Origin of the sequence: Myxococcus sp. CA023 (assembly GCF_010998615.1) — a bacterium.
Classification (GTDB): domain Bacteria; phylum Myxococcota; class Myxococcia; order Myxococcales; family Myxococcaceae; genus Myxococcus.
On the sequence record NZ_JAAEAH010000031.1, the window covers coordinates 39,846 to 52,875 of the forward strand.

General features: G+C 70.2%; 10 protein-coding genes. 3 read left to right on the plus strand and 7 right to left on the minus strand.

The window, feature by feature from the left end:
* Positions 1–14: 14 nt before the first annotated feature.
* Positions 15–1,178, minus strand: coding sequence for an efflux RND transporter periplasmic adaptor subunit (locus F8M74_RS15475; RefSeq protein ID WP_141256472.1), 1,164 nt, complete (start codon positions 1,176–1,178; stop codon positions 15–17).
* Entirely contained in the window at positions 1,166–2,554 is a 1,389-nt protein-coding gene (locus F8M74_RS15480; RefSeq protein ID WP_141256473.1) for a TolC family protein, read from the minus strand. Before F8M74_RS15480 ends, F8M74_RS15475 begins: the two co-directional genes overlap by 13 nt.
* Positions 2,555–2,692: 138 nt before the next feature.
* On the opposite strand from F8M74_RS15480, the gene F8M74_RS15485 reads away from it, so the two are divergent.
* Positions 2,693–3,127 carry a MarR family winged helix-turn-helix transcriptional regulator gene (locus tag F8M74_RS15485; RefSeq protein WP_228559795.1) on the plus strand — a complete coding sequence of 145 codons (435 nt, stop codon included), beginning with the start codon at positions 2,693–2,695 and terminating at the stop codon, positions 3,125–3,127.
* Between the two features lie 81 nt (positions 3,128–3,208).
* On the opposite strand, the gene F8M74_RS15490 is transcribed toward F8M74_RS15485, so the two are convergent.
* The 4 genes from F8M74_RS15490 to F8M74_RS15505 all read right to left on the minus strand — a co-directional run bounded on the left by F8M74_RS15490 (position 3,209) and on the right by F8M74_RS15505 (position 8,223).
* Positions 3,209–4,243, minus strand: coding sequence for a cell envelope biogenesis protein TolA (locus F8M74_RS15490; RefSeq protein ID WP_141256492.1), 1,035 nt, complete (start codon positions 4,241–4,243; stop codon positions 3,209–3,211).
* Between the two features lie 151 nt (positions 4,244–4,394).
* The gene (locus tag F8M74_RS15495; RefSeq protein ID WP_141256475.1) at positions 4,395–5,378 is read right to left on the minus strand and encodes a zinc metalloprotease HtpX; all 984 of its coding nucleotides are present in this window, start codon (positions 5,376–5,378) and stop codon (positions 4,395–4,397) included.
* Positions 5,379–5,537: 159 nt separating this feature from the next.
* Positions 5,538–6,992 carry an HTTM domain-containing protein gene (locus F8M74_RS15500; protein ID WP_141256476.1) on the minus strand — a complete coding sequence of 485 codons (1,455 nt, stop codon included), beginning with the start codon at positions 6,990–6,992 and terminating at the stop codon, positions 5,538–5,540.
* Complete coding sequence (locus F8M74_RS15505; RefSeq protein WP_216619966.1) at positions 6,985–8,223, minus strand: imelysin family protein; 1,239 nt, start codon at positions 8,221–8,223, stop codon at positions 6,985–6,987. Before F8M74_RS15505 ends, F8M74_RS15500 begins: the two co-directional genes overlap by 8 nt.
* A 187-nt stretch (positions 8,224–8,410) precedes the next feature.
* Between F8M74_RS15505 and F8M74_RS15510 the strand changes: the two genes are divergently transcribed.
* Together F8M74_RS15510 and F8M74_RS15515 are read left to right on the plus strand one after the other, a co-directional pair.
* Positions 8,411–9,892 (plus strand): hypothetical protein, encoded by a 1,482-nt coding sequence (locus tag F8M74_RS15510; protein ID WP_141256478.1) that lies wholly within the window; start codon positions 8,411–8,413, stop codon positions 9,890–9,892.
* A 125-nt stretch (positions 9,893–10,017) separates the two neighbouring features.
* A complete protein-coding gene (locus F8M74_RS15515) occupies positions 10,018–12,450 on the plus strand; it encodes a TonB-dependent receptor (protein WP_141256479.1) in 2,433 nt (810 codons plus the stop codon).
* 33 nt (positions 12,451–12,483) lie between these two features.
* On the opposite strand, the gene F8M74_RS15520 is transcribed toward F8M74_RS15515, so the two are convergent.
* Positions 12,484–12,891 carry a hypothetical protein gene (locus F8M74_RS15520; RefSeq protein ID WP_225887899.1) on the minus strand — a complete coding sequence of 136 codons (408 nt, stop codon included), beginning with the start codon at positions 12,889–12,891 and terminating at the stop codon, positions 12,484–12,486.
* Positions 12,892–13,030: the final 139 nt, after the last annotated feature.

Genomic DNA, 13,030 nt, shown 5'->3' on the forward strand with positions numbered 1-13,030 from the left:
ATCCGGCCCTTCGTTCAGCGGCTCCCGCCGACAGTGCCGCCACCATTGCCAGAGGCCCGGGGCGGGCCGCTATCAGTGGGGGCGTTGGGGGCGTTGGCCTGCTTGGGTTTCACCGCCATGCCATCACGCAGCGCTTGCAGCGAGGACACGGCGACCTGGTCGCCCGACTGGAGCCCGCTCTCCACCACGTAGGCCATCTCGCCCAGCGCGCCGAGCGTGATGGGGCGGCGCTCCACCACCGTCTTCCCGTCCTTCGCCAGGACCACCAGCGCGAAGGGCTGACCGCTCTGCCGCACGATGGCGAGCGCGGGAACCTGCAGCGCATCCCGGGCCGAGTACACGAGCCGCGTGCGCACCAGCTCGCTGGGCCGCAGGCCCACGGTGTTGCGGAAGGCGGCCTTCACCTCCACCAACTGGGTACGCGGGTCCGCCTGGGGCGCGATGTAGAAGACGTTGCTGGTGAGCAGCACCTTGCCCGTGCCGTCGAGGATTTCGAGCGCGGTGTCGGGCTTCATCGACCGGGCGCGCGGCGACGGCACCGACACGCTCACCTCGAGCACGTCCGCCTGCGCCACGCTGGTGAGCGGCGTCGTCATGCCCACGTAGTCACCCAGCCGCACCAGCACGTCGCCCATCGTGCCCGCGAAGGGCGCGCGCACCACGTGGTACTGGAGCTGCACCTGGCGCTGCGTCACCTGCGCGGCGGATGAACGCGCCGCGGCCTGGGCTGCCTCCACCTGCGCGCGGCCCTGCTCCAGTTCCTGCGCGCTCGCGAGCCCTTCCTTGTAGAGCGCCTCGGTGCGCTCCAGCGTGCGGCGCGCCAGCTCCAGGCTCACCTGGGTGGAGCTGAGCTGCGCCTGCGCGCTGTCGAGCGCGGCGGTGCCTTCGCGCGAGTCCACCTCGATGAGTGCGGCGCCGGCCTCCACCTTGTCACCGGGACGCACGTGAATCTTGCGCACGTAGCCCGCGACCTGGGGCAGCACGTTGACGTTCTGCCGCGACGTCAGCGAGCCCAGGTACTCCCCCGTTTCGCGCACCTCGCGCGGGGTGAGCGTCACGACTTCCACCTCGCGGAGCGGAGGGGGCGGCGGGGCGGCCTTCTGGCCCGAACAGCCCGCCACCACCGCCAGCAGGGTGACACCCCACATCGCCTTCATCTGATGATTCACCAGTCGCACCGCGCCTCCGTCAGGAATGCGTCCAGGCGCGCCTGGACGAGCTCGAATTCACGCAGCACCAGGGTCAGCTCCGCCTGGCGCAGGGCCGCTCCGCTTTGCACCAGCTCGAGGCTGCTGCCGCGGCCCACTTCAAAAGAACGGCGGGTGAGGCGATCGGTCCGGTCCGCGAGGTCGCGGGACGCCACCGCCGTCGTCACCAGGGCCTCGGCCACCTCCACGGCGCGCCGGGCCTGGGCCACCTGAATCGACACGTCGCGGCGGGTGCTCTCCAGCGCCTCCGCCGCCTGGCGCTCGAGCCCCTCTCGCTCGCGAATCAAGCCGCCGCGCAGGCCGCCTTCCCAGATGGGGACGGAGAGCACCGCGGACACACTCCAGATGGCCACGCGGCCGAAGCCGGGGTCCGTGGTGAGGCCCACTGCGGTGCTCGACAGGCCCAGCGTGGGCAGGTAGCCGGCGGTGGCTTGTTGGCGGCTGTCGCGCGCGGACTCCAGCTGCGCGCGCGAGGCCACGAGGTCCGTCCGCTCGTTCATGTCCTTCAAGGGCGTGCAGGCCCGCTGTGTCTCGTTCACCAGCCCCTGGAGGTTGAAGTCCCGGCTGACGCCAACGGCGTTGCCGAAGCCCACCGCCAGACCCAGGGCCTCACGGCTGCGCCGCAGCTGTTCGTCTCCCGCGACGAGGGCGCCGCGCGCCACCGCCACGTCCTGCTCCACGCGCACCACGTCCAACTGGTTGCCCGCGCCCAGTTCATAGGTGCGCTGCGCGAGCGCGAAGCGCTCCAAGGCCTGCCGCAGGCCCACGCGGTTGATCTCCGCTGCCCGCTCCGCCGCCACCGTGGACACCAGCACCTGGGCCAGCCCCCGCGTGAGCAGCCGCCGCGTCTCGCCCAGCGTCGCCGCCGCGCCTTCCTCGGCGGCCACGGCCGAGGCGCGCCCGCGCCAGGCGCTGACGTCCACCAGGGATTGCGTCACGTTCGCCGTGGCGGTGATCAGCGGCGTGGAGGGACCGCGGGTGTCGCCGCCACCAATGCCCACCAGCGGCGTACCGCCAGCGCCCACGGGGAGGTCGGGGTTGAGGAGGTCCACACCGACACTGGACGACAGACGCGCATTGGGTAGCAGCGCAGCCAGGGCCTGCCGGGAGCGGCCAGCGGCGCGCTCCACGCCGGCTTCGGCGCTTCGGAGGTCGGTGGAGCGCTCCCGGACGAGCGCGAGCGCCTCGTCCCAGGTCGTTACCTGCCGCTGGGCGGGGGCAACGGGGGTGAGCATCGCGTCCTCCACCTTCGGCTGGAAGGGGACGGGCGCAGGAATGGACGGTGACGGCTCGGTCAGCGTCGACGCTGCGACGAGCGCCAAAAGAATGACGGAAGAGGATGCCATACGAGGAGGAAGAAATGAGGGAACTGCGTGTGGGCTGAAAACTTCCCCCCCGTTGTGACCAAACGCGTCGCGTCGATGTAATTGACAACGGTTGTAGTCTGCAACCATCTTTAGGGGGAGATGACTGTCCCGGAGCAAATGGCCTCGCTGCGGCGCGCCGTCCGCCGCCGCCTCACCGAGCGGCTGGGCGAGCGGACCAGCAGACCCTTCATGCAGTTGTTGGCGCTGAAATCCATTGCCGACGGTGTGCGCAGCCAGTCCGCCATCGCGGAGCGGCTGATCGTGGACGCACCCGCGGTGAGCCGGCTCGTCGCTCGCCTGGAGGAGGACGGCCTGGTGAAGCGAAGCACCGCGGAAGATCGCCGGTGTGTGCGTCTGGAGCTGTCCCCGGCCGGCCAGGCCGAGCTGAACCTGCTGCGCGACGCGCTCCTTTGGATGGACGAGGAGCTGCTTCGCTACCTCTCGACGCGGGAGATGGAGGAGTTCAAGCGCCTCATGGCCAAGCTCCAGACGGGCCTCATGCAGGCCCGGGGCCCGGTACCGCTGGACAGCTGCGGTTCGTCCGACTCCTGATGTGGAAATGACGAAGGGCCCGGCCCTGGAGGTCCTCCAGGATGCCGAGCCCTTCAAGGTGCCCATAGAGGGGCGGGTGCGTCAGGCCTGCGCGGGCTTCGACTCCGCGTTGGCCGGAGCGCTCTCGGGCGCCTGCTGCTCGGTGTCGGCCGGGGCCTCCGTCTTGGGGGTGGCCTGGGCCTCGGCCTCGGCGCGCACGCGCGACGTCTCCTCGGTGCGCTGGTCGCTGGCGGCGACCTCCTCGGGCGTCAGCTCCGTGCGGTCGGCGAGCATGCCCGTCTTCTTCTCCAGGTCCTTGATGGCCCGGCGAATCAGGTCGCGCTCCAGGAGCGTGCGGTTGAGGCGCTTCTCCAGGGCCTTGTACTTGTCGCGGCTCAGGTCCAGGTCGTGCTTGGTGGCGGCATAGACGCGCTGCTGCGTCTCGTTGCGGCCCTTCACCCGGCGCAGCTCCTTCTCCAGCTCCACCGCGCGGTTGCGGTCCTTGTTCGCCGCCTGCTCCAGCCGCTCCATCTTCTCGCGGTCGGCGTCATTCAGCTCGCGGTAGCGGCGCTGGCCACGCTCCTGCGGCACCGTCTCCGTCGCCGTGGGCACCACCGGCACCACCGCGGCGATGACGGCTTCGCCCTCCTGGGCGGGCGCGGCAATCTGCGTGGCGGGCGCGGCGATGGGGGCGGGCGCGGCCGGCGCGGGCTGCGGGCGGCGGCCCTTGGACTCCATCTCCGCCTTCAGCCGCTGGTTCTCCACCAGCGCGTGGGACAGCTCCTCACGGGTCCGCTCGAGCTGCGTGGAGGCGTTGCGCTCCACCTCGGCGCGCGCCTTGGCCAGGTCCTGCGCGCTCTTGTCGGACTCCTTCTGCTCGTAGAGCTTGCGCTTGGCCTGCTTCAGCTGCTCCTTCACGTCGTGAAGTTGAGTGCGCTGCTCGTCCAGCTCCTTCTGCTTGCGCTGCAGCTCCGCCTCGGCCTTGGCACGCGCCTGGGTGTCCGTCACCAGCTCGGCGCGGGGCGCCGACGACGACGTGGACGACGAGGGAAGCGCGGCGTGCTTGGGGCCGGCGAAGAGATTGAAATAGAGCGAGATGGCGAGCCCGACAGCAAGGGCGAGGACCAGGACCAGCACGGGAACGACCTCCACGGGGAAATGCAAAAAGCGGGGCAGCCTACCGTCAGCCCCCAGGGCGTCAAGGGTCCACTGCTAGACGTGCCTCGGTTCACTCCCTGCGTCGCCCCGGCCAGCGGCCCGGCGGGCGTCCGGAGCGCCGTCCGTCGCCTCAGTACGCGTACTCCCAGCCGCCGCGCCCACCGGTGCGGGCTCCCAGGCGGGCGCCCAGCTCCCGCAGCCGGCGGACCCGCTCGGGGATGGGCGGGTGCGTGGAGAACAGGGCCATGACTCCGCCATGGTGGAGCGGGTTGACGATGAAGAGGTGGGAGGTGGCCGGGGCCCTGTCGTAGGGAATGGCCTCCGCGCCGCGTTCCAGCTTCAGCAGGGCATTGGCGAGCGCGTCCGGGTCGCCCGCCAGCTCGGCGCCCGTCTGGTCTGCCCCGTACTCCCGTGAGCGGCTGACGGCGAGCTGGAGCAGCGTGGCGGCGATGGGGGCCACCAGCAGCAGGCCCAGGTTGGCGAAGGCGCTGCCCAGTCCGCCGCGCTCGTCGTTGTCGCCCCGGCTGAGCATGGAGCCGCCGAACCAGAAGAGCATCTGCGCGGCGTAGCTGATGATGCCGGCCAGGGTCGCCGCCACCGTGCCGATGAGGGTGTCCCGGTTGCGCACGTGCCCCAGTTCATGGGCCAGCACGCCTTCCAGCTCGCGCCGGTCGAGCAGCTCCATCAGGCCCGCCGTCACAGCGATGGCGGCGTGGCTCGGGTTGCGGCCCGTGGCGAACGCGTTGGGCGCCGCCGTGGGGAGGATGTAGACCTTGGGCTTGGGCATGCCCGCGCGGGAGGCCAGCCGCGCCACCATGTCGTGCAGCCAGGGCGCCTGCTCGTAGGGCAACGGCTTGGCGCCGTGGATGGCCAAGGCAATCCGATCGCTGAACCAGTAGGAGCCGAAGTTCATCACCACCGCGAAGAGGCCGGCGAAGAGCAGGCCTCGCGGGCCGCCCAAGCGGTCGCCGATGACGAGCACCAGGGCCGTGAGCCCGGCCAGCAGCACGGTCGTCTTGAGCGTGTTGCCCAGCCGGTGCCAACCGCCTCCGCCGTGCAGTGCTGGCCGGTCCGCACCGGCGCGGGCCGTATCGTGGGAAGAATTGAGCGCCATGGCCGCCTCGTTTCCGGAGGCCCTGCGGGGCCCTCTGGAAACGTAACCAAGCGCGAGGGCTCGGCAATGACGGGGGACGGCACGCCCCCCGGGGACAGGGGGCAGGCGGCCTGGATGCAACGGGGCACCCTCCACCCAGCCCCTTGCCCCTTACCGCTCCTACGGGCGCTCGGCCGTCGCGCCGCGCAGCGGAGAGCGCAAGCGGATGGGCGGCGACTCCGGCGCGGGGCGGATCCACCGCTTGGGCGCGAGGCCGTCCACCTCTTGAGCGAGGTCCACGTCCGGGTCCACCAGCAGCTCGGCGGGGCGGCCATTGAGCGACACCTGGGCGTCGACGTGGACCTGGACGCGGCCCTTGCCCTGCGCCTCGAAGTCCCGGGCGATGTGCCGCGCCAACTGGAGGATGAGGTCCGGCTGCACCGACATCTCCCGCTCCTGGAGGCGGGTGAGGTATTGGCTGGGCGCGACGTGCCACTCCCGGTCCGACGCCGGGTCGCGGACGATGAATGTCACGCTGCCGTTCTTCTCGCGCGCCATCACTCGCCAGGAGAAGCGCATGCCCTGCTCGTGCCACAGGACGTTGCCGCCGTAGAGGTGGGTGCGCAGCGGAATGGCGACCTGCATGACGGCGTAGGTCAGGGCCAGTCCGAGCGCCACCTGTCCCTTCCAGCCGGGAGCGCTCAGGGCGGGCGTCACGGGCGTTTCTGAGGCGGCCGAAGTCGCGACGGACGTCCGCGCGAGGCAGGCGCGCAGCCCGTGGAACAGCCGCCGTGGCCAGGAGGCTTCGAAGAAGACCAGGGCCCCGGTGACCATGATGACGGGGAACATTCCAATGGGAAACAGCGCGGAGGTGGCCGCGTGGAACCCGAGCACCACCACATAGGCGAAGGGCCGCAGCTTCCGGGTGAGGAGGAAGGCGACGATGGTGGTGTCGAAGAGGAATCCCGACCAGGCCGCGACGTAGGCGACCCAGGGCTCGTCGAGCATGGGACCGATGACGGGCAGGCTCGTCCGAGCCGACAGCCAGATGCTGAGTGGCTGGGCATGGAGCAGCCAGTCACCGGTCAGCTTCGCCAGCCCCGCGAAGACGTACACCACGCCCACCTGGAAGCGCAGCAGCAGCGTGCACCACGAGGGCAGCCAGTCACTGCGCAGCGCGGGCTTGCGCCAGGCATCCACCGAGAAGGCCCGGTGCGCCGGCACGACGAGCATCAGCCCGAGGAGCAGGCTCACCAGGTAGTAGTGATTGAGGTAGTTGCTGACGTCCACGAGCTGGACGTAGGTGAAGGCGACGAACAGCAGGCCCACTGTCACGCGGTAGAAGAGGCCCGCCGCCATGCAGAGCCCGAGTAGCGCGAGCACCGCGAAGACAGTGTGCATCCACGGCGCCGGCAGCGCGGGCACCCAGCCGAAGCCCCAGTAGGTGAAGTGGAAGCGGGGGCCGGTGAACAGCACGTCCACCCAGCCGAAGGCGAGGAACCGGACCGCTGAGACGAAGATGAGCAGCCCCAGCGCCACGCGGAACGCCACCAGCGCCGCGATGTCTCGCGGCGCCAGCAGCACCTTCCAGATGCGCCCGGACGCGGGGCGCTCGCAGGACGCCACCTCAGTCATTGTCCCCCTCGACGGACTGAGGCAGCTCCAGGTCCAGCACGGTGACGAGCTCCGTCTTGAGCACATCCGTCACGCTCTTGATGGCGTCGTACATCGTACGCATCGCGGCCTTGTCCTGAGCCAGGACCGTCGCCAGGTCTTCACCCGGAACAGCGTCGATGCCCGCCGCCGCCGCCGCGTTGCGCTCGCGCAGCTTCGCCGCCAGCGCGTCGGCGCCCGAGGCCTCGAGCAGGTCGTCGAAGCCCGTGCCGGAGAAGTTCTCGCCGCAGCCTTCCGTGATGCGCCGGTAGCCCACCAGGTTGGCCCGGATGTTCGCCTTCGAGCGCGCGGCGAACTGCGACTCCAGGTGCTCCGGGCACGTCGACGTGGAGCAGTCACGCAGCGCCAGCGGCCGTGCCACCTTGAGGTCTTTCACCTCGCGCTCGAAGTAGAAGATGGCGTCGCTCACGGAGTTCAGCGCCGCCTGCGTGGAGGGGTACACGGCATTGCCGGAGCCCGCCGTCGTCAACGTCCGGCCGAAATTCTCCCCGTCCGGGGCCCACGCGTTCACCAGCGCGTCCGCGCGGCGGTGGACGTCGGCGGCCACCACGGCGGCGTACGCCCGCTTGCGCGCGGCCCGCTCGTCCGCGGACAGCGCCGCCCACGTGCCCTGGGACACGATGACGGAGGTGCCGGGGCAGGCGGTGTCGTTGCCCTCGAAGAAGAGCAGGTACTCCAGCGCGTACAGGCCGCGGCGGCTCACCAGTGAGCCGTCGAAGCTCTCCGACTCGTAGCTGCGGTTGACGAGCTGCTCCTCGAGGGCGCACCGGCTGACCAGGGGCCACGAGTAGATGTTGTCGCGAATCTCCGCGCCGCCCGGGAGGCTGCGGGGCGCGGCGGGACCGAACTGCATCACCTCCGCCATCTGCCACACGTCCATGGCCTGGTGGTAGGCCTCGCGCGCGGCGTCTCGCGTGGTGGCATCCGGCGTGGCCGCGTGGGCCGCGACGGCGCTCTCCAGCGCGGTGGCCGCGGACTGGAACTCACGTGCCGTCTGCAGCACACAGGCTCCGGACGACTCCAGCAGCGCGGCGCGCGTCGCGGCCACCGTGTCGCCCGGATTGTCCGTCCCTGCGTCCGGCGGAGTCACCTTGTCCGACTTGCACGCGGACAGCGAGAGGAGGGCGGGCACCGCGAGCGCGATGGCACGCGCACGCAGGACGGAGAGGGGGCGCGATGACTCGGTGTTCATGTCCGGGCTCGCTAACACGCCGATGTTGTTAATGACAATCAACTTCAAAGTTTGCGGGAGAAACGTGCGAGTTTCCACAGGTTGGGTGTTGACCCGTCGCGGTCTTCCGGAGTACGAGGCGGACACGAAGAAACTGATAACGATTATCGTTTGCAGTTCGACGAGTTCCTGAGGAGGGGAAAACATCATGTTGAAGACGGTGAAGCACCGTAGCTTCCTGGTGCGTGGAGCCGCGTTGGCGCTCACGCTGGCGTGCATGACGGGCTGTGGCGACGACGACGAGCCCACTCCGACGCCTGACGCGGGCACCAACACGGACGCCGGTACGGACGCGGGCACGAACCCGACGCCTGACGCCGGCACTGGCGCGCTGGACAGCGACATCGCGGTGGTCCGCTTCAACGAGGACGGTACGCACGACACGACGTTCGGTGCGGGCGGCGTGACGCACGTGGACTTCAGCACCGGCCGCGACGGCACGCGTGACTCGCTGTGGGACGTGCGCGTGGACGGCACGGACCGCATTGTGCTGTTCGGCAACAAGCGCGCGGATGGTACGCGCGTGGACACCGACCGCGTGGTGGCCCGCCTGACGGCGACGGGCGCACTGGACACGACGTTCGGCTCGACCGAGACGCCCAACGGGTTCAGCGTCCTCAACCTGTCCAACCTGAACGACGGCATGCGCTACGGCTTCATCCAGCCGGACGGCAAGATCATGACGTCCGGCTACACCTCCATGCCCACGGGCGTGGGGGCGCAGGCGGCCAACCGCATCGTGCTGCAGCGCCTGAACGACAACGGCAAGGCGGACGACGCGTTCGGCTGGAAGGGCGTCGTGACGTCCGCGCCGTTCCAGGCCCAGAGCGAGACCAACCCCGAGTGGGGCATGGCCGAGGCCTACGCCGCGGGCATGCAGTCCAACGGCAGCTACGTGACGACCGGCTACGGCCGCTCCGCGTCCTCTGGCAAGGTGGACCTGGTGTCCTTCCGCTACACCTCGACGGGCGCGCTCGACCCGACGTGGGGCACCGGCGGCGCCGTGGCGCTGGACCTGGTAGGTGACGACGACCGCGGCCGCAACCTGGTGGTCCTGAACGACGACCGCGTCCTGCACGTGGGCAGCGGCTCCCTGGGCGCGCAGAACATCCAGGCCCTCCTCCTGATGCAGACGCCGGACGGCCAGCCGGACACGACCTTCGCGCCGGAAGGCTACAAGACCTTCAGCCTCGACCGCCCGGAGCAGGCCTTCTTCGGCGTGGCCAAGTCGACGGACGGCAACTGGGCCGCCGCGGTGGGTTACCGCGCGGGTGGCAACCAGAACGCCGACGGCATCCTCGCCATCATCCCCACGAACGGCTCGGCGGAGGAGGTCATCATCAAGGCCACGCCGATCTCCACCACGGAGAACGACCGCTTCTGGTCCGTCGCCTTCGACTCGACCAACCGCATCTACGCGGCGGGCTTCGTGACCGAGGGTGGCGACAACGGGGACAACCAGATGGTGGTGGCGCGCTTCACCACCGACGGCAACCTCGACACGACCTTCGGCACCGGCGGCATCGCGAAGATCAACGTCGCGACCGCGGGCACCGAGGAGGCCGCTCGCGGCATCGCCATCCAGTCGGACGGAAAGATCGTCATCGGCGGTCCCATTGAGAAGAAGTAATCGCTGACGCAGTGTAGAAGCAGGAGCCGGGGAGGGCGGTCCGCGCGCGGGCGGGCCTCCATCCCCGGCTCCTGGCTTCTTGAGTCGACGGACATCCCGGTCGAGACAAGGTCGAAACGCTTCAGATGGCACTGTTCGAGCAGAAGCTGATGTGGGCGCGGAGCTGGACACTTCCGGCGCTCTTGCTGGCATGGGCCTCCCCGGCCGCGGCGCAGTCCGAGCCGCCCCAGGACGCCGCCGCCGTGGCTCCCGAGTCGTCGCAGGTGCAGGACGCCGCCGCCGTGGCTCCCGAGCCGTCTCAGGTGCAGGACGCCGCCGCCGTTCCTGAAGCGCCGCAGGCGCAGGACGCCGCCGCGGAGACGCAGCAGGCCGAGCCCGCGCAGGCGCCCGTGGGCGACGCGCCGCTAGCCACCGAGCCTCCCGCGGGCGAGCCGCTGGTGCTGGAGCCTTCACCCGAGGCGGTGGAGAAGAAATTCGAGAGCGTGGTCGTGGGCACCTCGGAGGCGCGCACGAGCGGCTCCATCCACGTGCTCAAGCCCGCGCAACTGGAGCGCTTCGAGCGCGATGACCCGGCCGCCATCCTCCAGACGGTGCCCGGCGTGTACTCCCGCGGCGAGGACGGCTTTGGCCTGCGGCCGAACGTGGGCTTGCGCGGCGTCAATCCGGACCGCAGCAAGAAGGTCACCCTTCTGGAGGACGGTGTCCTCTTCGGCCCCGCGCCGTACTCCGCGCCGGCGGCCTACTACTTCCCGCTGGCCACGCGCATGCAGAGCATCCGCGTGCTCAAGGGGCCCTCGGCCATCCAGCAGGGACCGCAGACGGTGGGCGGCTCCGTGGAGTTCATCACCCGGGACATCCCCGCGTCCGAGTCCGCCTGGCTGGACGTGGCGGGCGGCGAGTACCTCTACGGCAAGGCCCACGGCGTCTTCGGCGCCAGCACCGAGCGCGCGGGCTTCCTGCTCGAAGGCCTCCACCTGCGCAGTGACGGCTTCAAGGAGCTGGACACCGTGGGCGGCAACACGGGCTTCACCCGCAACGAGTGGATGGCCAAGGGCCGCTACCTGCTCGTCCCCGAGGGCCCCGTGCGCCAGACGCTCCAGCTCAAGCTGGGCTACTCGGACGAGGACTCGAACGAGACGTACCTGGGCCTGAGCAGCGCGGACTTCGCCGCCGCGCCGCTGCGCCGCTACGTCGCGAGCGCCCTGGACCACATGAAGTGGCACCGCACGCAGGTGGTGCTCAGCCACGAGCTCGAAGCGGGCGGGCTGGCCGTGACGACGTCCGTCTACCGGCATGACCTGAGCCGGGCGTGGCGCAAGGTGAACCGCTTCCGCGGCGCCTCCATCGCCAACGTGCTGGCGGACCCCACGAGCGCGCGCAACTCCATCTATTACGGTGTGCTCACTGGCGAGCTGGACACGTCGTCGTCCCAGGACGCGCTGCTCATCGGCCCCAACGACCGCACGTATGTGTCCCAGGGCCTCCAGAGCATCGCCCGTTGGACGGCCACCACCGGGCCGCTGAGCCACAACTTCGAGCTGGGCGCGCGCTTCCACTACGACAGCATCCGCCGCCTCCACACCGAGGATGCCTTCCTGATGCAGGGCGGTCAGCTCGTGCGGACCAGCGAGCCCACGTACACGACGGCCGACAACAAGGACTCCACGCACGCCATCGCCCTCCACGCGACGGACGCCATCGGCTGGGGGCCCCTGGTGCTGACGCCGGGCGTGCGCATGGAAATCATCCGCTCGGCGTCGCGGAACCACCTGACGGGCACCGAGTCGAGCGGTGCGCTGGAGGTGCTCATGCCGGGCATGGGCATCTACGGCGCCCTGACGCGCGAGCTGGGCCTGTTCGCGGGCGCCTATCGCGGCTTCTCGCCCCCGGCGCCCGGACAGCCGGACGCGGTGCTGCCGGAGAAGAGCATCAACTACGAGGCCGGCGCGCGGTGGACCCGCCGTGGCGAGCGGCTGGAGGCGGTGGGCTTCTTCAACGACTACTCGAACCTCACCGACATCTGCACGTTCTCCAGCGGCTGCCTCAACGATGACCTCGACCGGCAGACGGACGCGGGCAAGGCCTATATCTACGGCCTGGAAGTCTTCGGTGAGAAGACCTTCCGTCCGGGTGGGGGCGTGACGTTCCCCATCTCGCTGTCCTACACCTTCACGCGCACGCGGCTGCGTGAGGACTTCCAGTCGGCGGACCCGCAGTTCGGCAACGTGCGCGCGGGCGACGAGCTGCCCTACGTGCCCCAGCACCAGCTCTACGCCACCGCGGGCGTGGAGACGTCCTGGGGCGGCCTGGCCCTGAGCGCCTTCTATGTGGATGCCATGCGCGAGCAGGCAGGGCAGGGCGAGGTGCCTCCGGAACAGCTGACGGACGCGCTGCTGACGTTCGACGTCAACGCGAGCTGGAACTTCTCCCGCTGGGGGCAGCTGTACTTGAGCGCGCGCAACATCCTGGACGAGCAGGCCGTCGTGTCGCGCCGTCCCTACGGTGCCCGGCCCAACGCGCCTCGGACCGTCATCGTGGGCGTCAAGCTGGGCATCTGAAGCCCGGACACCACCGCGGGCGGCGTCTCGCTTCTAGAGGTAGAAGCGGTCCGTCACGCCCGCGGTGCGTTGGAGGATGGCGCTCCAGCCCAGCCACAGGGCGATGCCGCTGGCATCCGCCCGCGCTTCCGCACCCAGGGCTCCCAGCGAGCCCGTGCACCCGGCCAGCGTGAAGCGTCCTGAATCGGTCAGGTGTGTGAGGAGGGCGCGCAACGTGGGCATCCCACGCGACTCGAAGCGGTTGGTGACGTCATCGCGACCCATGAAGTCCGGGTCGTCGAGCGCCCCATCGAGGAAGCGCTCCAGGGCCCACCAGAAGAGGTACACCTCCGCCTTGCGGCCAGACGCCACGGCAGCGGCGGCGATGGACAGGCCTTGATGCACGCGGTCGTAGTCGCCGCTGTGCAGGAAGACAACCACGTGGGTCGGGGGGGCGCTCACGCGGCGCTCATACCGCCCACGAGGCGCCAGCGTCCACCCACACGCCGAGACTGACCGCCCGGCCCCTTTGGCTTGCGCCTGGGCCGCCGTGCTTGCTAGGAAACCCCGGTCATTCGGGCACTTACGCGCCATGGCACCT